The 19,689-nt window shown below is 65.4% G+C and carries 19 protein-coding genes and 1 tRNA gene; 7 read left to right on the top strand and 13 right to left on the bottom strand.

Annotated elements, in window-relative coordinates:
• Positions 1-9: 9 nt before the first annotated feature.
• Positions 10-2,073, bottom strand: coding sequence for a methylmalonyl-CoA mutase family protein (locus tag BXY53_RS07060; protein ID WP_147361524.1), 2,064 nt, complete (start codon positions 2,071-2,073; stop codon positions 10-12).
• 203 nt (positions 2,074-2,276) lie between these two features.
• On the opposite strand from BXY53_RS07060, the gene BXY53_RS07055 reads away from it, so the two are divergent.
• Positions 2,277-2,606, top strand: coding sequence for a hypothetical protein (locus tag BXY53_RS07055; RefSeq protein WP_119061137.1), 330 nt, complete (start codon positions 2,277-2,279; stop codon positions 2,604-2,606).
• A gap of 3 nt (positions 2,607-2,609) precedes the next feature.
• Here the strand turns inward: BXY53_RS07055 and BXY53_RS07050 are convergent, their stop codons facing one another.
• Genes BXY53_RS07050 through BXY53_RS07040 form a run of 3 tightly spaced genes read right to left on the bottom strand, consistent with a single transcriptional unit; the run spans position 2,610 to position 5,339 of the window.
• Positions 2,610-3,482 (bottom strand): SDR family oxidoreductase, encoded by an 873-nt coding sequence (locus BXY53_RS07050; RefSeq protein WP_119061136.1) that lies wholly within the window; start codon positions 3,480-3,482, stop codon positions 2,610-2,612.
• Position 3,483: 1 nt separating this feature from the next.
• Positions 3,484-4,644, bottom strand: coding sequence for a tRNA epoxyqueuosine(34) reductase QueG (gene queG / locus BXY53_RS07045; RefSeq protein ID WP_119061135.1), 1,161 nt, complete (start codon positions 4,642-4,644; stop codon positions 3,484-3,486).
• Positions 4,644-5,339 (bottom strand): glutathione S-transferase family protein, encoded by a 696-nt coding sequence (locus BXY53_RS07040; protein ID WP_119061134.1) that lies wholly within the window; start codon positions 5,337-5,339, stop codon positions 4,644-4,646. Before BXY53_RS07040 ends, queG begins: the two co-directional genes overlap by 1 nt.
• A gap of 167 nt (positions 5,340-5,506) precedes the next feature.
• On the opposite strand from BXY53_RS07040, the gene BXY53_RS07035 reads away from it, so the two are divergent.
• Together BXY53_RS07035 and BXY53_RS07030 are read left to right on the top strand one after the other, a co-directional pair.
• Positions 5,507-6,310 (top strand): undecaprenyl-diphosphate phosphatase, encoded by an 804-nt coding sequence (locus BXY53_RS07035; RefSeq protein WP_119061133.1) that lies wholly within the window; start codon positions 5,507-5,509, stop codon positions 6,308-6,310.
• Positions 6,311-6,388: 78 nt separating this feature from the next.
• The gene (locus BXY53_RS07030) at positions 6,389-7,099 is read left to right on the top strand and encodes a ZIP family metal transporter (protein ID WP_119061132.1); all 711 of its coding nucleotides are present in this window, start codon (positions 6,389-6,391) and stop codon (positions 7,097-7,099) included.
• A 7-nt stretch (positions 7,100-7,106) separates the two neighbouring features.
• Here BXY53_RS07030 and BXY53_RS07025 read toward each other — a convergent pair whose 3' ends face one another.
• Positions 7,107-8,090 carry a complex I NDUFA9 subunit family protein gene (locus tag BXY53_RS07025; protein ID WP_119061131.1) on the bottom strand — a complete coding sequence of 328 codons (984 nt, stop codon included), beginning with the start codon at positions 8,088-8,090 and terminating at the stop codon, positions 7,107-7,109.
• Positions 8,091-8,217: 127 nt separating this feature from the next.
• Between BXY53_RS07025 and BXY53_RS07020 the strand changes: the two genes are divergently transcribed.
• A tRNA-Leu gene (locus tag BXY53_RS07020) sits at positions 8,218-8,304 on the top strand.
• A gap of 177 nt (positions 8,305-8,481) precedes the next feature.
• Here BXY53_RS07020 and BXY53_RS07015 read toward each other — a convergent pair.
• The 5 genes from BXY53_RS07015 to argH all read right to left on the bottom strand — a co-directional run bounded on the left by BXY53_RS07015 (position 8,482) and on the right by argH (position 15,512).
• Complete coding sequence (locus BXY53_RS07015; protein ID WP_119061130.1) at positions 8,482-9,465, bottom strand: polysaccharide pyruvyl transferase family protein; 984 nt, start codon at positions 9,463-9,465, stop codon at positions 8,482-8,484.
• A gap of 354 nt (positions 9,466-9,819) precedes the next feature.
• On the bottom strand, positions 9,820-12,390 hold the full coding sequence (locus BXY53_RS07005) for a TIGR02302 family protein (protein WP_147361523.1): 2,571 nt from the start codon (positions 12,388-12,390) through the stop codon (positions 9,820-9,822).
• Positions 12,391-12,501: 111 nt separating this feature from the next.
• Positions 12,502-13,794 (bottom strand): diaminopimelate decarboxylase, encoded by a 1,293-nt coding sequence (lysA, locus tag BXY53_RS07000; RefSeq protein ID WP_119061127.1) that lies wholly within the window; start codon positions 13,792-13,794, stop codon positions 12,502-12,504.
• A gap of 58 nt (positions 13,795-13,852) precedes the next feature.
• On the bottom strand, positions 13,853-14,068 hold the full coding sequence (lptM, locus tag BXY53_RS06995; RefSeq protein WP_147361522.1) for an LPS translocon maturation chaperone LptM: 216 nt from the start codon (positions 14,066-14,068) through the stop codon (positions 13,853-13,855).
• Positions 14,069-14,123: 55 nt separating this feature from the next.
• The gene (gene argH, locus BXY53_RS06990) at positions 14,124-15,512 is read right to left on the bottom strand and encodes an argininosuccinate lyase (protein WP_119061125.1); all 1,389 of its coding nucleotides are present in this window, start codon (positions 15,510-15,512) and stop codon (positions 14,124-14,126) included.
• A gap of 35 nt (positions 15,513-15,547) precedes the next feature.
• Between argH and BXY53_RS06985 the strand changes: the two genes are divergently transcribed.
• Positions 15,548-16,213, top strand: a complete 666-nt coding sequence (locus tag BXY53_RS06985; protein WP_119061124.1) for a TlpA family protein disulfide reductase — start codon at positions 15,548-15,550, stop codon at positions 16,211-16,213.
• A 167-nt stretch (positions 16,214-16,380) separates the two neighbouring features.
• Here BXY53_RS06985 and BXY53_RS06980 read toward each other — a convergent pair whose 3' ends face one another.
• The 3 genes from BXY53_RS06980 to BXY53_RS06970 form a co-directional block, all read right to left on the bottom strand.
• Entirely contained in the window at positions 16,381-16,764 is a 384-nt protein-coding gene (locus tag BXY53_RS06980) for a hypothetical protein (RefSeq protein ID WP_119061123.1), read from the bottom strand.
• 27 nt (positions 16,765-16,791) lie between these two features.
• The gene (locus BXY53_RS06975) at positions 16,792-17,637 is read right to left on the bottom strand and encodes a universal stress protein (protein ID WP_119061122.1); all 846 of its coding nucleotides are present in this window, start codon (positions 17,635-17,637) and stop codon (positions 16,792-16,794) included.
• Positions 17,638-17,779: 142 nt separating this feature from the next.
• Positions 17,780-18,259: an Hsp20/alpha crystallin family protein gene (locus BXY53_RS06970; RefSeq protein ID WP_245410383.1), complete on the bottom strand. Its 480-nt coding sequence runs from the start codon at positions 18,257-18,259 to the stop codon at positions 17,780-17,782.
• 197 nt (positions 18,260-18,456) lie between these two features.
• On the opposite strand from BXY53_RS06970, the gene BXY53_RS06965 reads away from it, so the two are divergent.
• Both BXY53_RS06965 and modA read left to right on the top strand, forming a co-directional pair.
• Complete coding sequence (locus BXY53_RS06965) at positions 18,457-18,828, top strand: winged helix-turn-helix domain-containing protein (protein WP_119061813.1); 372 nt, start codon at positions 18,457-18,459, stop codon at positions 18,826-18,828.
• Between the two features lie 73 nt (positions 18,829-18,901).
• Positions 18,902-19,687, top strand: coding sequence for a molybdate ABC transporter substrate-binding protein (gene modA / locus BXY53_RS06960; protein ID WP_119061121.1), 786 nt, complete (start codon positions 18,902-18,904; stop codon positions 19,685-19,687).
• Positions 19,688-19,689: the final 2 nt, after the last annotated feature.

Raw genomic sequence — 19,689 nt, 5'->3', positions numbered from 1 at the left:
AGCGTTGTCTCAGCCGGCCTCGGTCTCGTCGGCCGCGCGGCGGCGGGCGGCGCCGATGACCTCATCGACCTTCAGAAGGTCATGCGCCTCGCGAAGGATCGTCAGCGCGTCGCAGCCCTCGAAGAGCACGCGCTGGATCGCACGGGCGTCCGCCTCCAGCAACATCTCCAGCGTGTCGGGCTTGCCGACGATATAGACTGCCGCAGCGCCCCGTTCGCGCAGCGCCGTGACCGCGCCCGCGAGCTTGGCATAGTCCTCGTCCCTCCCGCACAGGCAGGCAATCAGCGCCCCGCTTTGGCTGAAGGCGTCGGCCAGAGCTTCGGCGCTGTCGAAGCCGGGGCTGTCGATCGCCTCGATGCCGCCAGCCTCGAAGAAGTTCTTGGCCCATGTCGCGCGCTCGGTGAACGCGGCCAGCTGCCCGATATTCGCAAGGAATACTGAGGGGCGAACGCCTGCGACCTGCCGCGCTTCGTCCGATGCCGCGCGCAGCGCTTCGAAGCCAGCCGCATCGCGCCGCGCAGGGTCAGGAAGCGCCGGCACAGGTTCGCACGGCTCGTGCAACGCGGCGCTCAAGGAAGCAACATTTGCGCCGTTGCCCGCGGCTTCGACCAGCGCCGCCATGCGCTGACCATGCCCCGCCGGCGGCAGATCGGGGGCCGCCGCGCCCCGCTCCGTTGCTGCGCGCTCGCCTTCGCTCGCCACTGGTGCAGGCGTCTCGTTCAGATGGGGATAGGTGGACACGCCGGTGATCGCCCGCTCGCGGCGCGCAATCTCACCAGCGCGCCGCTTGCGCACGCCCTCCAGCCGCCGCGCGATATCGCCGCTCTTGAGCGCGGACAGCAGGCCGCCCGCCTGCTCGATATCCTGAAACACCGCCCAGGCACGCGCGGCCAGATCATGCGTCAGTGTCTCGACATACCACGAGCCGCCCGGCGCATCGACGACGCGGCCGAGCGCGGACTCCTCTGCCAGGATCACCTGCGCGTTGCGGGCCAGTCGCCGCGCGAAGCCATCCGGCGCGCCCGCCGCCGCGCTGAACGGCAGGAGCAGGATCGCCTGCGCCCCACCTGTGCCCGCCGCAAAGGCCGCAGCCGTGGCGCGCAACAGGTTGGTGTGCGGATCACGGCTGGTCGTCGTTCGGAAGGACATCTCCGCCGAGATGCGGGCCGGCTGCGGGGCGATTCCGGCGGCTTCGGTCACGCGGGCCCAAAGCGCACGCACCGCGCGGAATTTGGCGATGGACAGGAAGACGTCCGGGTCGGCGGTCAGGTGAAAGCCAATCATCCGGGCGGCCTCGTGAACCGGCATATCGGCGTCGGCAAGCGCGCGCCAATAGGCGACTGCCGCCGCCAGTGTGCAGGCCAGTTCCTCGACCGCTGAGCCGCCAGCCTGATGCCAGATTCGTCCCGAGGCGAGGAACGGCCTCATCGCCACACCTTCGCGGCGCGCGAAGAGTGCGGCGTCCACCGTGTCGGCGAGCGCCTTCTCAGCGCGCACGGGCACCTCGCCGTGCGCGGCCATGACTGACAACGGGTCCAACCCGAGCGCCCCGGAGAGCTTGTCAGGCGCTACCCCCTGCTTGCGCGCAAGCGCGATCAGCAGCGCGACCACCGGCACACTCTGCGCGCACGGCGAAAGGTAAAGCGGCGTGGATTCAAGCGGGATATTGGCCAGCGCCTGCTCAAGTTCGGACAGATCGCGCGTGTCAATCGCGCTGCCCCCATAAGGCACTCCGCCCGCCAACTGCAGCCAAAGGCCATCCGCGCCATTTGCCAAGTCCTCGCGCGCCTGAGCATTTGCCTCGACCGGATCAGACGGGTCTGCAAGCTGCAGCACCTGCCACGGCCGCGTCTGGGCGGCTGTTCCACGCACGAACGGCGCGGCGCCGGGATGCCCCGAGGCCAGAGCCTTGTCACCCGCGCTCAGCGGTGTCTGGAGCGGGGCGATCTCCGCGCCGGTGTCGAGCAACGCGTTCAGCGTCTCCAGAGGCGCGCCGCCCAGCGCCTTTTCAGCCAGACGCCGCCACTGCGCCTCGCCGGTTTCGGGGTCCGCTTCGGATCGAAAATCGCTCATGCGCAAACCATACTTGGCCGATCCTGCCAATGTCCATTGCTTCGAGGCGGAACGATGCCTCGACAGCGCCGTTCACAATGCCATGAACTCCGCCACGTGGCGCTCCTTTGGCCCGCGCGTTCATGTTAGGTTCAACTCATGAGCGCAAACTCGCGCAAGCTGGTATTTCCTTTTCACCGATTTGAGGCACGAGAGGTCATTTCATGAAACCCAAGACGATTACCGGTATCGCCGCCATCGGTGCGCTGGCGGCAGCGGTCGGCACGTCCTGGACGCAGCCGGCGTCGGCGGCCATCCGCTGCGAGGGCAATTTCCAGATCACCGAATATGGTCGGATCAACACGCCCTATTGCGAGGACAATTATTTGGCACAGGTCGCGCGCGAATATGGCATGAGCGTCTCGGCAAGCGCCATCCGCCGTAATCCGGGCGTGAAGGAGCGCGCCTGCCGGCTGGTCGGTCACGACAACCGCGTACGGGACACCTGCGCACCGTATCTGCCCGAGAACAACCGCCGCTTCTATTTCCGCTAAGCCTCAGGTCTGCGCGGCGAGGGCGCGTAGACCTTCCCGATAGGTGGGATAGCGAAGCCGCACGCCCAGCTCCGCCTTCATGCGCGCGTTCGAGGTGCGTTTGTTGTCGCTGTAGAAGCTGCGGGCCATCGGCGACATCTCGGCCTCGTCGAACGGCACACGTGGTGGATGCGGCAGGCCGATCAAATCGGCGGCGAAATCCAGAACGTCCTGCGGCGGGGCCGGTTCGTCGTCCGTGACGTTGTAGACGCGCGCCCCGGACCGCTGACCAGCCCGCGCGATCGCGGCCTCCAGCGCTGTGGCGATATCCTCCACATGAATGCGGTTGAAAACCTGTCCCGGCTTGATGACCGCGCGTGACTCGCGCCGGCGCAGCTTTTCCAGCGGACCGCGCCCCGGCCCGTAAATGCCTGACAGGCGGAATATGCCGAGCGGGACGCCGGTTTCCTCGGCGAAGGCCGCCCAGGCGCGCTCTGCCGCGACGCGGGCCTTGCCGCGCTCGGATGTCGGCTCCGGCGGCGTCTCCTCATCGACCCACTTGCCATCGTGGTTGCCGTAGACGCCGATGGTCGAGAGATACCCGACCCATTGCAGGTTGGCCCCACGCAGGTCGGCAGCGTGCTGCGCCAGGAGCGGATCGCCCTGCGGCCCCGGTGAGGCCGACACCAGCAGATGTGTCGCCTCGCCGATCGCCCTCGAAAGAGCACCGCTGGGCGCGGTGCCGTCAAAATGGATGCCTTCGTAGCCGATCGCGTCGATGGCGCGCGCGCCGTCGGCCGTCCGGCTCGTTCCGATGATCCGCCAGCCCTGCGCCTGCAGCCGCCGCGCGAGTTCCTTCGCCGAATACCCAAGGCCAACTGCCAGCAATACCGACATTCTATGCCCCCGCTTCCCATTCCGCGCGCACCTGCGCGTCTGTTTCGCTTGGCAGATATGCAGCCTTCAGCCGCTCCCAATCCGTCCAGTCGCCGTTCGCCGCGCTCAACCGGCTCAGTGCCCACACCGCCATTGCGCGCACCAGCGGAGAAGTGTCGTCCAGAAGCCCAATCACTTGAGGGCGCAGGCTCTGGTCGCCCGAGTTGCCCGCGGCGATCAGCACGTTACGGACGAACCGGTCCCGTCCGACCCGCTTGATGGGCGAGCCGGAAAACCGCGCGCGAAACGCCGCATCATTCAGCGCCAGCAGCTCGCTCAAGGCCGGGGAGCGGGCATTGTCCCGCGCGCGCAGCTTCGCCTCGCTTGCTTCCTGCGCAAACTTGTTCCACGGGCACACCGCCAGGCAATCGTCGCAGCCATAAATGCGGTTGCCCATCGCCGCGCGGAATTCTGCAGGGATGTGGCCCTTGTGCTCGATCGTGAGATAGGAGATGCAGCGCCGCGCATCGAGTTGATAAGGGGCCGGGAAGGCATCGGTCGGGCAGATGTCGAGGCATGCGCGGCAACTGCCGCAGTGATCCGTCTCCGGCGCGTCGGCGGGCAGCTCGGCCGTTGTGAAGATCGCGCCGAGGAACAGCCACGAGCCGAGATCGCGCGAGACAAGGTTCGTGTGCTTGCCCTGCCAGCCGATTCCGGCGGCTTCGGCGAGCGGCTTCTCCATAACCGGCGCGGTGTCGACGAAAACTTTGACCTCGTGCCCGGTCGCGCCGTGCAGCCAACCGGCAAGCTGCTTGAGCCGGCCCTTGATGACGTCGTGATAGTCGCGGCCCTGCGCATAGACCGAGAGGGCCCCACGGGACCGCTCTTCAAGCACGGCCAGGGGGTCGTGATCCGGGCCGTAATTCATGCCGAGCATGATCACGCTCCGCGCCTCCGGCCAAAGCGCACGCGGCGCCTGCCGCCGGTCAGCCGTCTCGGCCATCCAGCTCATGGTTCCGTGCCGCCCCTTGGCGAGGAATTCACGCAAGCGCGGCGCAGCCTGCGGGATTGCGTCCGCCGAGGTGATGCCCACAGCGTCGAACCCGGCTTCGCGCGCACGGCGCTCCAACTGGGCGCGCAGCGCGCCTTGCTCCGCAGGCCGATTTTTCGCCAGCGTGACCATCAGAAATCCAGATCAGCATAGTGCGCTGGCGGCGCCAGCACCGTGAGCCGGTCGCCGAGCAGCGGGCGGAAGGACGGGCGCGACTTGACCCGCGCGTACCACTCCTTGGCCTCCGGATACTTTTCCCAGGGCACCTCTTCGAGATAGTCCATGACCGAAAGATGGGCCGCAGCGGCCAGATCGGCAAAACTCATGCGCTCGCCTGCCAGCCAGTCGCGGTGATGTGCCAGATAACTCACATAGCTCAGGTGATAGCGCAGATTCTCGCGGCCAAGCCGGATCAGTTCCGGATCAGGCGTCCGGCGCGCCTCGGGATAGCGCTGATAGAGCTTTTCCTCAAGGATGCAGCGCCCCGCTTCTTCGTCGAACTTGCGGTGAAACCAGTCGACGAGCCGCCGCACTTCGGCGCGCGCCTCCGCCTTGCCCGGAAACAGCGTGTTCTCGCGCCGCCCGCCCCGGCCGGGCCGCCCGCTGGTGTCGGCGAGATACTCGGAGATCGCATACGCGCCACAGATGCGCAGCTCCGACGGCCCCTTGAGCACCGGCACATAGCCAGCGGGGTTCACCTCCAGAAAATCCCGGCTCACCTGCCACGGACGCTGCTCGTCCAACGTCACCTCCCACGCATACTCGCCCAGCGCCAGACGGATCGATCTGGAAAACGCGCAAAGGGGAAAGTGATAGAGCGTCCACATGGTGTGCAAAGGGCCGGTGGTGCCTCGGTCAGGGCGATTCGCGCTGGCGCGGCGGCACCGCGCGCTGTAGGAGATCGGGGCGCGGCCAAAGCCACGCCGCAAACATCCGCTCACCTTGCCCGCGCGAAAGGCACCGCACAAGAGCGCCCGAATAAGGATCCCGCCGCATGCCGTTCGAACAACTCCTGATCCTCGCCATCGTGCAGGGACTCACCGAGTTCTGGCCGATCAGTTCGTCGGCGCATCTGATCATCGTCCCGAATTTCGTCTCGGACTGGGCGGATCAGGGGCCGCTGATCGACGTGGCGATGCATGTCGGCAGCCTGTTCGCGGTCATCATCTACTTCCACCACGAGATGCGCGCGCTGCTACGCGGGGCGCTGGCGCTTGTGAGCGGTCGCAAAAGCGCCGAGGCGCGGGTGCTGATCTATCTGATCCTCGGCTCGCTCCCTCTGCTCATCATCGGGTTCGCGCTTCTCAAATCCGGCTACTACGACAGCCTGCGCAGCCTGGAGGTGATCGCCTGGGCGAACCTGATCTTCGCCCTCGTGCTGCTGGTCATCGACGAGCGCTTTCCCACCGAACGGCATATTGGCAATCTGCGCCTGCCCGGCGTGATGTTCATCGGCCTTGCGCAAGTGCTTGCGCTCATTCCGGGCGCGAGCCGTGCGGGCGTGACGATGACCGCCGGACGCTATCTGTGCATGGAGCGGCCGGAAGCCGCGCGCTTTGCCATGCTGTTGGCGATCCCCTCGATCCTGGGCCTTGGCGCGGGCAGCGCGCTGGAGCTTTACCAGACCGGCGGAGCCGCATCGCTGCAGCAAGGGGCGATCGCGGCGGGACTATCCTTCGTTGCAGCGTTCATCGCGATCTGGTTCATGATGGCGCTGTTGAAGCGGATGAGCATGCTACCCTTCGTCGTCTACCGCTTCGCGCTCGGCGCGTTCCTGTTCGTTGTTGTCTACATCTAAAGTTAGCCGGCTTCGGCGCAGCATGACTGCCCCTCGTACGGTCCCCTCAGAATGCGAGCGCTGCGTGGAGGCATATCCATGACCGAACTGCAGATTGCCTTGTCCTACGCGCTGCTCGCAGGCGTCACGATCCCGATCGGAGGCTTGCTCGCGCGCCGGGAACAGGTCCTGCCATTCTGGCTCGATTACGAGATACGCCACACCGTTCTCGCGTTCGGCGGCGGTGTGCTGCTCGCGGCGATCTCGCTGGTGCTCGTGCCGCAGGGTATGGAAGCGCTGTCGACGGGCGGCACGCTACTGGCGTTTGGTGCCGGGGCGCTCTGCTTCTTCTATGCCGACATGGTGATCGCCAGGCATGGCGGCGCCGCGGCCCAGCTCATGGCCATGCTCCTCGACTATGTGCCGGAATCGCTGGCGCTCGGCGCCCTGATAGCCACGCACCAGTCGAAGGGCCTGTTGCTCGCCCTCCTGATCGGGCTGCAGAACCTGCCAGAGAGCTTCAACGCCTACCGCGAGCTGACCAAGGACGCCCGTCTGCCCAGCCGGACAGTCCTGAGCGCATTTACCTGGCTGGTGGTGCTCGGGCCGCTGGCCGCCGGTGTCGGCTATATCCTGCAGGACGCCACGGAGCTGATCGGCGCGGTCATGCTGTTCGCCGCTGGCGGTATCCTGTATCTGACGTTCCAGGATATCGCGCCGCAAGCACACCTTCAGCGCGCATGGGGTCCGCCGCTCGGGGCGGTTGGCGGCTTCATGCTCGGGCTTTGGGGGCACGGGCTGCTGGGTTAGGCAGGCTCTAGACTTCCGGGGTCTCGTCGGTAGCGAACTCGCCGCTGGGCCGGAAGCGCCAGAGATAGTCCGGCACGATCGCTTCAACGCTATGCGGCTCGATGCCGAGCGATTCCAGCGTCAGGCCCTCGTCCTTCGCGCGCTGGCTGACAACGTTGTCCTTGCGCAAGAGCCGTACCTGATCGACCGTCAGTGGCGCGTTCGGCAGCCACTGAACAAGCGCCGCCTGGATTGTCGCGATGGAGAACGGGATCGGGATATAGGCGCGCTTGCGCATCGTGTATTCGCCGATCTTGTCGAGCACTTCCTTGAAGCTGTAAACGTGGGGCCCGCCCAGCTCATAGATGGCCCCGGGCTTCGCCTTGCCTTCCAGCGCCGCGACCACGGCCTGCGCGACGTCGCCCACATAGACAGGCTGGAACTTCGTCTTGCCGAAGCCGATCAGCGGCAGAACCGGCGAAAAGCGCGCCATCTCCGCGAAACGGTTGAAGAATTCGTCCTCCGGCCCGAACACGATCGAGGGGCGCAGGATCACCGCACTCGGGATCGCCTGAAGAACCGCGTCCTCGCCCTCGGCCTTGGTGCGGGCGTAGCGGGAGTTGGAGTTATGGTCGGCGCCGATGGCCGAGACATGCACGAAATCGGTGATGCCGCTTTCCGCGGCAACGCGGGCGATACGGCCTGCTCCCTCCGCCTGGACAGCACGGAAAGTCTGCTTGCCGGTCGGCGCGAGGATGCCAACCAGATTGACAACGGCGTCCGCCCCGACGATCGCGCGGCGTACGGACTCATCGTCGCGCACATTGGCCTGGATCGGGTGGATCTGCCCAACCAGCCCGTAGGAGCGCAGGAAGCCCGCCAGCTCGGGCCGGCGGACGGCCACGCGAATGCGGTAGCCCGCCTGTGCCAGCGCCCAGACCGTGTGTCGGCCGATGAACCCGGAGCCGCCGAACACCGTCACGAGCTTCGAATCTTCCAGCGCCCTCGCCATCGCGGCAATCCTTTCCCTCACGCCTTCGGTTCGCCGGGCACAGCCTTACAACGCCGCTTCGGCCATGTGAAGCCGCCGCCGCGGGACATTGACAAAGAAACGCTCTCGCAATAGCTATTGGGTCGAGGCCCAGGTGGCGGAATTGGTAGACGCGCTAGCTTCAGGTGCTAGTGGCCGTAAGGCCGTGGAAGTTCGAGTCTTCTCCTGGGCACCATTCGCACGCCACGCCCTTGATTTTTCTGCAAAAATTCCAAGGTGGGGCCATTGGAAAAGGCCGGTGGGGCACAATCGTTCACCCTTCATCTGAGCGATCTTCTCGCCCCACTGGTCGGCGGTGATGAGGCACTCGACGATCTGTTCCGCCAGGCCATAAAATTGTAACCGGCATTTTTTAGGCAACGGACCAAGCGCGTGCATCGTGCTGATGAGATCGAATTTCCTGAAACAGCCGATCGGCATTCGTCCGTGCCTCGCGGCGCAAAGCGCGGATACGTTCGATTTCTGCCGTCGTGTAGCTGCGCAGCATACGCAGCGCGTCGCGCGGGTGTTCGGCAAGGCGGCCCGGCATGTCAAGATGTTCAAGCAGCGCTTCGATCTTGTGAGTATTGGATGGCACGGCCATCACGGGAATTTCAAGGCACAGCGCAATCGTGACCATGTGGAAGCGGCCGGTCACAATGCCACTTGCGTGCGCGCGAAGACATGAAACAAATTCATCGAACGTGGCTATGGAGTTACGCAAGTGCGCGCGTTTCACGCCCGGCGGCCGGATCATCGCCAGGGCGCGCTTTGCGTCATAGAAGCGCTGCGCATCCTTGTCTCGGGGCGGCCGCGAGGTGATCGGGACATAAGGTCGATCGCGGCCGGAGAGGGCATAAAGGCGGCCTCGCGCAGTTTTGGAAACGGAGCCGTTGATAATGATCTTGTCGCCCGTCAGGTGGGCCGGTTCGACCTGCCACGTCAGCGACAGATCAGGAACTACGCGCGGATCGATGCCGTGGCGGGACATCTCGGCGGCGCTACGGGTGTCACGCACGGCGATGGTCGCAAAGCGGGCGACCTGAGCCGCGATCGTGTCATTGTTGTTTTGGTAGACCGAGTTGATGAGGTGAGCGGGCACGCCGCGCCGCGCCGCCCAAGCTGGTATTTCGGCGATGCGCCGCGCGCCCCTGTTGGACGAGTGGAGCGTGCCCTCGCCGTTGACGATGACGGCATCGAAACGGTCAGGCGCAAGCGCATCCCAGTCAGCGTGGAGCGGCAACTTTGCGACGATTTCAATCCCGGCATTGCGGGCGAGCGCGTCGAGTTGCCGGTTCACCAGCGTGCAGCCGTGATGGCCAATATCGTCAGTGCGATTGATGAGGACGGCCTGCATTGGGTGCTCCTTTCAGACTGGACCGAGATAGCGCGCTTTTTATGAGAACACAATTATTGGCGAGATGACGCTGCGCCGCTTCGCGCCGGACGGGCGCAAGGACGTGCTCGGGGCGATCGCGGATTTCGCGAACGCGCCGGGCGACGACCGCGCAAAACGTGGGGCACACGGGGCGAAAAGGCCTTGCAATTTAATGCAAGGATTTCGGGCGGTGGGGGACGTCAAGCCATTAATCCGGTTCGCTTTCGCGAACCTTCTCCTGGGCACCAATTCCGATTTTCCCGCATAATCGAAGAAACGCCCGAAGGCACTTACAGGAGCGGCCGATCGCCTTGTCGCGCGCTCCTGCGCTGCTTAGAACCGCTCGATCAGCCGCTCCAGGTACTCCAGCTCAATTGACGGGCGTGAGGGATCGCCCAGCCGCCGACGTAACTCGCGCAGGATTTCGCGCGCCCGCTCCACAGAGAACTCCTCGGGAATTTCCACGCTGTCACCTGTATCTGTCCCCCGGTTCCGCTGCGGCCGGCCCAGCGGGTCGCGTCCGCGCATCCCCGGCCCCATGGCGCCCATGCGCTGTTGCCCCAGTTGCTGGAGGATTTGCTGCGCCATGTTCTGCGCGCCCTGGCGCAGACGGTCGAGCGCAAGCGTCTGCTGCTGCGTGGCCCGCTGGCCGTCGCCCTGGCCGAGCGCTTCGCCGGCCTCGCCCATGGCTTCGCCCGCGCCGTCCAGCTCGCCCGGAACCTGCGCGCCGCCCTGGCGCATCTGCTCCATCAGACGGCGCAGCGCCTCTTCAAGCTCGCGCTGCTGGCCGCCAAGCTGGCCGAACTGGCCCTGGCCCGGTCGCTGGCCTTGTCCGCGCTGGCCTTGCTGGCCCTGACCCTGCTGGCCCTGTCCGCGCTGGCTCATCTGACCCTGGCCGAACTGTTGTCCCTGCTGCCCTTGCTGGCCCTGTTGCGGCTGGCCGGGCCCTTGCCCCTGGCGCTGCGCACGATAGGTCTCGTCGAGCAGGCGCTGCTGTTCCTGGACGATCTCGCTGAATTTCTTCAGCATTTCCATCATCTGCTGGGCCTGCTGCGATTGTCCTGGTTGGCCGGCGCGCAGGTTCTCCAGCATGTTGCGGAGCTGGCTGAGCATCTGCTGGGCCTGCTCGCGTGAGCCTGTCTTGGCGAGATCCTCGATGTCCTGCAGCATCTGGTCGAGATCCTGCGCCGACAGCATCCGGCTCGGATCCATCGGCGGCATCTCGCCAGTCTGGCCCGCCTGTTGCTGTGCACGCTCTGCCAGTTCGCGCATGAATTCTGCCAGCGCCGTACGCAACTCCTGCATGAGCCGCTCGATTTCTTCCGGCGAGGCGTCTTCCTCCAGCGCCTTGCGCAGCGCTTCCTGAGCCTGTCGAAGCCGCGCCTCGGCGTCCGAGAGATCGCCGTCCTCGATGCGTAACGCGATCGTCCAGAGCTGATCCACCACCGACTTCACCGATTCGATGCCGGTCTCGTGCACCAGCCGCCAATAAGCCGAGCGCAGGCCGAGATAGACGACCTTGTCGTCGAAGAACTTGTCCGGGCCCAGAGTCAGCGCGTCCAGCATCCGCACCACCCCGCGCACGTCGTGCGGATCGGCGACAAGCTCGCGCCGCTGCTCGATCACGGCCTTGGCCAGCGGCTTGGTAAACTCGCGTGCCGGCAGCGTGAACCGTTTGGGTTCGCTGTAGCCGGTCTGACCGGCCACATCGCGCGCTTTCAGCACCACCTCTACCGGCAGCCCGGCCCACGGGTGCGCCGTCAGGTCCTTGAAGGTCTGGTTCTCCACTGACTTCATGTTACTTCCAGACAGTGGCAGGGAGATTTCCGGCGCCGGCCACGGCCCGTCACGCAGGCGCGCCTCGCCCTCGTCATCCAGCAGGCGGAACTCGGCGATGGCGGAGGTCAGGCCATAATCGTCCTCGGCCTTGTAGGAGAGCTGAACGGCCTTGCGCTGCGTCTCGGCCGGCTCTTCGGAGAACTGGATCATTGGCGGGTCGTCCGCGATCACAGAGATCGGCCAGGCGGCCACCAGTTGGCCGTTGTGACGCAGCGTGGCGGTCTGCGACCAGTCCAGCTTGTGCTTGAGCGTTGCTACGGCGGAGGCATCACCCGGGCTTTCCAGCGCCAGGTCCTCGCTCTTGCCGTCAGCGGAAATATCCAGCGTAAGGTCTTCCGGTGCGGCATTATTCACGCGGATGGTCAACTCGCTTCCTTCAGGCACCTCCCACTCACGCCGCTCCGGCGCCTCACTGATGCGGACCGGCCCGCTGGCCAGCGTGATGGGCGGCTGACCCGTATACACCGGTGGTGCGATCCAGGCGTCGAGCCGCAGGGACGCCACCGTCTTGGACGCGCCCAGGTCGAAGGCGGTCGCGATGCGCTCGCGCATCTGACCCCAGGTCGCTGTTACGGCGACGATCAGCAGCAGGCCCAGAAGCGCGCGCAGCGCAAACGGGTCGAGCCTGTCGGTACGCGGGTGCGGCGTGCCGGGCTTGAGTTTCTCCACAGCCGCGGCCATGCGCCGGCGATACGCCTGCCAGAGGGACCGCGCGGCCGCGCTGGTCTCCCCCGCCGGCTGGTCCTGAAGCGCGGTTGCCGGGCGGTGCGGAACGCCGGAGCGCTCCTCAAGCCGGCGCAGCGCTTCCTCGCGCGTTGGCATGCTCACGCGCAGCACAGGCACCAGCGAGGCGACAAACGCGATCGCGAACGCCCAGAGCAGCGCCAGATGCACCGTCCGCCCGAGCAAGGGCCAAAGCCCCAGCAGCGACACGAGAACGAAGGTGCCGGCAACGCCGAGGGGAAGCCACAGGCGCGGCCACAGCCGTTCCAGCAGGATCACCCGGCGCATCTGGCCGATCTTGCGTTGCAGGAGGCGTTCGGGAGAAGGCTGGGTCGAAGTCAAATCGCTCGGTCCGTTGCTGTGGCGCGGCGCACAAGCCGCGCCGCATCATATTGGCCACAGGGTAAGGCAAAAATGCGTGATCTCGAAATCAAAACCGCGCGGCCGTGCGGATCAGGCGCGGCCCATCGCCTTGCGCGGGGTCAGCCAAGGGGCAATATGCTCAGCCGCGAGCATGTCCTCATAGCTTGGACGCGCCCGCGCGATCGCGTATTCATCGCCACGCACGATGACCTCCGGCACCAGCAGACGACTATTGTAACTCGACGCTTGTACAGCGCCATAAGCACCTGCCGTCATCACCGCGCCAAGATCACCCTCGCGGAAGGGCGGGAGCGCCCGGTCCCGCGCAAGAAAGTCGCCCGTCTCGCAGACTGGCCCAACGATGTCCTGCACCAGTGCCGGCTCTTGGCCGCGCGCTTCGTCGACCGCCCAGATATCGTGGTGCGCGTCGTAAAGCGTCGGGCGGATCAGGTCGTTCATGCCGGCATCAACGATCGTGAAACGCTTCTGGTCGCCGTGCTTCAGGTACAAAACGCGGAACACGAGGATGCCCGCATTGCCCGCGATCATCCGCCCCGGCTCGAACAGCAGCCGGCAATCGAGGGCGCCCGCGGCCCGCTCCACAACGCGCGCATAGTCGTCAGGGTGCGGCGGGATGTCGTCGGTGCCGCGATATGGGACGCCGAGGCCGCCGCCCAGATTGACGAAGTCGATGGTGTGGCCGGCCGTGCGCAGGTCACCCACCAGATCGCTCAGCAGCTTGAAGGCGCGCTCAAACGGCTCGAGGTCGGTGATCTGGCTGCCAATATGCATGTGGACGCCGCACGGCTCCAGCCCCGGCAAATCGGCAGCGAGCGCATAGAGCGCGGCTGCGTCGTTCCAAGGCACACCGAATTTGTCCTCGGCCTTGCCGGTGGAGATCTTCGCATGGGTGCGGGCATCCACATCAGGGTTGATGCGGAAGGCGATGCGCGCGGTTCTTCCCTGCTCCTGCGCGACTGCCGACAGCGCACGGGCCTCGGCCTCGGACTCAACGTTGAAGCCATAGATCCCAGCTTGGAGCGCATGAGCCATCTCGTCGCGCGTCTTGCCCACGCCGGAGAACACGATCCGCGACGGGGGCACCCCGGCGGCCAGCGCGCGGCGCAATTCGCCCTCGGACACGACATCCATGCCTGCGCCCTGTTGCGCCAGCGTCTTGATGACCGAAAGGTTGGAATTCGCCTTAATCGAATAGCAGATCAGCGTGTCGCGCCCGCCGAAGGCATCGGCGAACACGCGGTAATGCCGCTCCAGAGTAGCGGTGGAATAGCAATAGAACGGCGTGCCGACATGCGCGGCCAAGTCGACAAGGTTTACGCCCTCGGCATGAAGGGCCCCGTCTCGATAAGTGAAATGATGCATGGCACCTGCCCTTTTGCACCCGCGGACCCGGCTTGTCGCCCGCGCGGCCCGGGCGGGATCAGAGGAGAGCGTCGAGGATGAACGGCTCGTGCGGCTCCTTGACGTCCTCGCTGCGTTCCTCGATCACCTCGCCGTCCTCGGCGGCAGCGCGGTCGGCCTCAGCCGTCTTGGCCGGATCGGGCGGCGGCTCCAGCGGTCCGCGCTTGCCGCAGGCGGTCACGCCGAAGGCAAGCATGAGCAGCGCCGCGCCGAGCGCAACATGTTTCATTCGCATGGCTTCGTCCCCCTGTCCGTCGCCGGTCGGTGCCTGGCCGCCGCCAGCCCCTTCATTAAGCCTCATCGGCAAGGCGTTGCAACCATGCGCTGGCCTGCGCGCGCACATTTTCCGGCGCTGTGCCCCCAAAGCTCACCCGGCTCGCGACCGAATTCTCGACCGAGAGGACGTTGAAGACATCCGCGGTAATCCTTGGTTCGATCGCTTGCATCTCCGCCAGCGGCACTGCCTCCAGCGCCAGTCCGCGCTCTTCAGCCAGCCGGACAATGCGCCCGGTGACGTGATGCGCCTCGCGGAACGGCATCCCGAGCGCGCGCACCAGCCAGTCGGCCAGGTCGGTTGCCGTTGAATAGCCGCGCGCGGCGGCTTCGCGCATCCGCTCGGTGTTGGGCTGCAGATCGTCAATCATGCCCGTCATCGCCGGGAGCATCAGCGCGAGCGCATCGAGCGCCTCGAAGGCTGGCTCCTTGTCCTCCTGCATGTCCTTGGAATAGGCGAGCGGCAGGCCCTTCATCACCATTGTCAACGCGTGGAACGCGCCCGCGATGCGCCCGACCTTGGCGCGCACCAGTTCCGCGGCGTCCGGGTTGCGCTTCTGCGGCATGATCGAGGAGCCGGTCGTGAAGCGGTCCGACAGCGTGGCGAACCCGAACTCGGCGGAGCACCAAAGGACGATTTCCTCGGCCAGCCGCGACAGATGCACCGCGAGGATCGTTCCCGCCGCCAGCGTCTCCATGACGAAGTCGCGCGCCGAGACGGCGTCCAGCGAATTCGCCATCGGCCGGTCGAAGCCGAGCGCGCTCGCCGTCGCCGCGCGGTCAATCGGGAAGGACGTCCCCGCCAGCGCCGCCGCGCCCAGCGGGCTGTCGTTGAGCCGGGCACGCGCATCCATGAGCCGGCCGCGGTCGCGGGCGAACATCTCGACATAGGCCATGAGGTGGTGGCCAAAGGTGACCGGCTGGGCGGTCTGCAGGTGTGTGAAGCCGGGCATCACGTCGCCCGCATGGGCTTCAGCCTTCCGGGCGAGTGCAGTCTGTAGCCTCGTGATCTCCGCCGCCAGGGCGTCGAGCGCATCGCGGATGTAAAGCCGCAGATCGGTGGCCACCTGATCGTTGCGCGAGCGCGCGGTGTGCAGCTTGCCCGCGGCCGGTCCGATCAGTTCAGCCAGGCGCGCCTCGACATTCATGTGGATGTCTTCGAGGTCACGCGACAAGGCGAAACGGTCTTCGGCGATCTCCTGCTCGACCTGGTCGAGCCCGGCGGCGATCTTCTCGGCTTCCTCGCGCGTTAAGATGCCGCAGTCCGCGAGCATGGCGGCATGCGCCTTCGAGCCCGCGATATCCTGGCGGTACAGACGTTTATCGAAGTCGATCGAGGCGTTGATCTCCGCCATGATGGCGTCGGCGGCGCTTGCAAACCGCCCGCCCCACATTTTATTGCCCATGAGAGGTTCGTTTCTTTAACAGCCAAGTGGACGAGATGGCGCGCATGAATGGCAAGTCGGCTAACAAGACACCGCGCGGCCCCGGTTTCACCACCTATATCGCGGGGATGGCGCTCGCGGCAATCGCGGGCTTCGCGGCAGCGGAGTTCATGGTAACGCCGGTGCAGCAGCCGGTCACGGTCGCCCAGCAGCCGACGTCAAGCGCGGGCCACGCCGCGCAGGCCGCGCAAAAGGATACCGGCCTCGACAAGCTTGTCGTTCACGGCGCGCCGCGCGAGGTGCCGGAGTTCTCCTTCATCGATGGCGAGGGCGAGACACGCACGCTGGCGGATTGGCGCGGCAAGCTCCTGCTCGTGAACATCTGGGCGACATGGTGCGCCCCGTGCAAGGAAGAGATGCCGTCGCTTGATCGCCTTGAGGCCAAGCTTGGCGGCGAGAATTTCGCCGTACTGCCGATCAGCGTGGATCGCGGCGGGCTGAAGAAACCGCGCGGTTTCCTCGACGAGATCGGGGCAGACAACCTGCCCTTGCTGCTCGATGAAACCGCCCGGCTCAACTTCAAGCTGGAGGTCATGGGCTTGCCGGCCACGCTCATCATCGACGAGCAGGGCCGCGAAATCGCACGGATGATCGGCCCCGCCGAGTGGGATTCGCCCGAGGCGATTGCACGGCTTCGCCAGTTCATGGCCGCCGAGGGTTGAAGCGATCTTCGAGCAATCGGGGCTACGTCATACCCGTGCTTTCCTGTCCCCGGACAGGGATCCGGGGAACACGGGCGTCCATGGCCGAAGCCAGGACCAGATGCTGGATTGCCGGATCAAGTCCGGCAATGACGACTATCGCGCTGCATTACTGCTCGAAAAGCGCTTTAATCCTCGAACTTCACGTCTTCCACCGTCACGACGCGGAAGGTGCGCATGGTCTCGTCCTGCTCGTGAATCGAGACGTATTCGCCGGGGATGAAGTGCTCGTCATTGAAGCGGAAGCCCGCCTCGTCGTCGTCCTCTTCGCCGTAAATATCGTAGTGAAAGGCCCAGTGTCCGCCGGGTTTGCGCACCAGATGGCCGAGCTCGTCTTCCTCGTCGCCCCAGAAGCGCAGAACCCGGCAATGCTCGCGCTCCTTCTTCCATAGCTCGGGGTCGAGCTTTCCGTTCTCGTCCAGCGGCGCGACGAGGTCATAGCCGTGCCGCCGGCTGCCCCGCGGAAACTCATGGTCGCGCGCAAGTTCGAGCCGCACCTTTTTCAGGCCCATTTATGATCCTCCCGATCCCTTCGGTTTTTAGTGAGACATAACCGTGGGCACCTTGATCCCGCCGAGCATGTCCCGCGTGACGCCGCCGAACACCAGTTCTCGGAACCGCGAATGCCCATAGCAGCCCATCACCATCAGGTCCGCGCCGTCCTCATCCACCCGCGAGGCCAGATAATCGCTAGCAGAGGTATTGCCGATCTCGACAGCCTCGACCTTCGACTTCAGCCCGTGGCGACCAAGATTGGCGGCCAGATTGTTGGCGTGTTCCTCGGCTGCGCGCCTTTCGTCGGCGTTCCCGGCCAGCGTCAGCACCGTGATAGCCTCGGCATCTTTCATCAGGTCGAGCGAATCAAACACCGCGCGTGCCGATTGCGGTGAATTGTTCCAGGCGATCAGGACGCGCTTGGGCGGGATCTGCACGTCCTTCTCCGGGGGTACGACAAGGACCGGGCGTCCGCCTTCAAGAATGAGCCGCTCGGGCAGATCGAGCGTCGTCACATCCACGTTTTCCGGTTCGACCTGCGGGCAGAGCACCATGTCCGCGCTCACCGCTTCCTCGACGATCCGCCCCGGCAGCGTGCTGTATTCCGTTGTACCCGAGCGCCATTCCGAGCTGATGTTCTCCTCAGCCATGCGCTTCTTGAAGCTCTCCTCCAGCTTCTTCGCCCGCTCGCGCAGGGGCTTGCGCATCTGCTCGATGACATCCGGCGGCATGGCGATCGCCACTTCGCCATAAGCCGGGTAGTAGGAGGCCTCCAGATGCAAGCCGACCACATGAGCCTCGTGCGCCTTGGCCAGCGCGACGGCCCCTTTCAGCACGGGTTCGGCAAGCTCTTCGGACGGCAGATAGGCGAGGACGGTCTTGAGGTTCATGAGGCGCTCCCTTGGGGTGTGCTTTTATGCACCGGATTATAGCATGATGGGGAAAGGGATGCGCCCGGGCTTTGATGTCTGTCAACCGATCACGGACGGCGGGCGCAGCGCCACACCGACGCCACGCCCGCCAGCAGCAGCCTCAGCTGCTCTTGATCTGGATCTTGCGGGTCTGTTTCTCGGCTTCCGGCGAACGCGGGATAGACACCTTCAGTACGCCGTTGTCAAAGCTCGCCTCGACCTTATCCTGATCAGGCTCAAAGGGGATCGCGAAGCGGCGCATGAACGTGCCGTAGGCGCGCTCGACCACGTGGTAACGCTGGTTCTCGTCTTTTTCCTCCTTGTCCTCCTTGTGCTCGGCCTTGAGCGTCAGAATGCCCTCGCTCAGGTCCAGCTCGATGTCCTTCTGGTCGACGCCGGGAAGCTCGGCGGTGATTTCCAGACCCTGTTCGTTTTCCACGACATTCACACGTGGCGAGAGCACGCCTTCGGGCAGAGTGGGCCCCGGCGTCCCGAACCCGCGCATGAAGTCATCGAAAACCCGGTCCATCTCGCGGCGCATCAGCGCGAAGGGATCATCCTCGCGGTCGCGGCGAACCGCCGTAGAGCGATTACTCGGCATCAATGGATTCCACACCATGAATATCCCTCCTTTCCGTGTGTTGTGCTCTCAGTAAACGCAACATTCGCAACTGCGTTCCAAGCATCCATTTTTCATATGCGGCGTTCTCGCGCAGTCGTCAACGGCCCCAATCGGGGCCGAGGAAGGGCAGGACGAATGTCTTGCGCGCGCTTCCGGATCGGGCGACGGTGCGGTTCATGCCGTCCAAACTGAACAAGGCCGGGATCCGGCTGCGCGTCTTTCTCGATCCGGACTTCGCCATCGGGCCGGGCAAGGCCGAAATCCTCGAGGGCATACGTGAAACCGGCTCCATCGCCGCGGCCGGCCGGCGCATGAACATGAGCTACAAACGCGCCTGGCTGCTGGTCGACACCATGAACGCCCGTTTCCAGCAGCCGCTGGTGGAGACGAGCCGGGGCGGGCGCAGCCAGGGCGGCGCAAGGCTGACCGAAACGGGCGAGCAGGTGCTGGCGCACTACCGGCGCATGGAGGTCAAGGCCGCCGAGGCAGTCGAGGAGGAGATGCGCGAGATGCGCGCGCTGCTGCGCGATATGTCCGAGCAGAAATAACGTTGCGCCACGCTGACCAAGCCGATATGTTTCCTCGGACATAACGGACGAGGAGACACGTCGGGAGGGAGTCATGAGCGAGAGGTTTTTCGGCGCCCCATGCCGGTTTTGGCTTGTCGGCCTTGCCGCGATCATCATCACTGCCGCACCGGCATCAGCGCGCGCAGGCGAGGCTATCGTGGCCGTGGCCGCCAATTTTCAAGAGGTCGCCGAAGAACTCGAAACCATGTTCGAAGAGACCAGCGGCAACAGCCTTACCGTGACCACCGGCTCCACGGGCAAGCTCTACGCCCAGATCAAGAACGGCGCGCCGTTCGATGTTTTCCTCGCCGCCGATCAGGCCCGCCCAGAGCGGCTGGCGGCGGAAGGCGAGGCGGTCCCCGGCTCGCGTTTTACCTACGCCGTCGGGCAAATCGTGCTGTGGAGCCCGCGCCCTGAAGGTGTCGCAGCCGACGGGCTACAGACGCTGAAGAACGGGACCTTCGACAACCTCGCCATCGCCAACCCGGATCTCGCGCCCTACGGCCTCGCCGCCAAACAGACGCTCCAGCATTACGACTTGTGGGACGCGCTGGCCGACCGGATCGTGATGGGCCAGAACATCGGCCAGACCTTCTCGATGGTCGCCACGCAAAACGCGCAGCTCGGCTTTGTTGCAAAGTCCTATGTGGTCAGCCCACGGAACGAACAGCCTGGCAGCCACTGGGACGTGCCCGCTAAGGCCCATGATCCGATCCGGCAGGATGCCGTCCTGCTGAAACATGGGACGGACAACGCGGCTGCACGAGCCTTCGCGGACTTCCTGCGCTCCGAAGCGGCACGCGACGTCATCAAGCGCTTCGGTTACGCGGTGGAGTGAGC

The sequence above is a fragment of the Dichotomicrobium thermohalophilum genome (assembly GCF_003550175.1).
GTDB classification, from domain to species: domain Bacteria; phylum Pseudomonadota; class Alphaproteobacteria; order Rhizobiales; family Rhodomicrobiaceae; genus Dichotomicrobium; species Dichotomicrobium thermohalophilum.
This window is presented reverse-complemented; position numbering and strand designations above follow the sequence as displayed.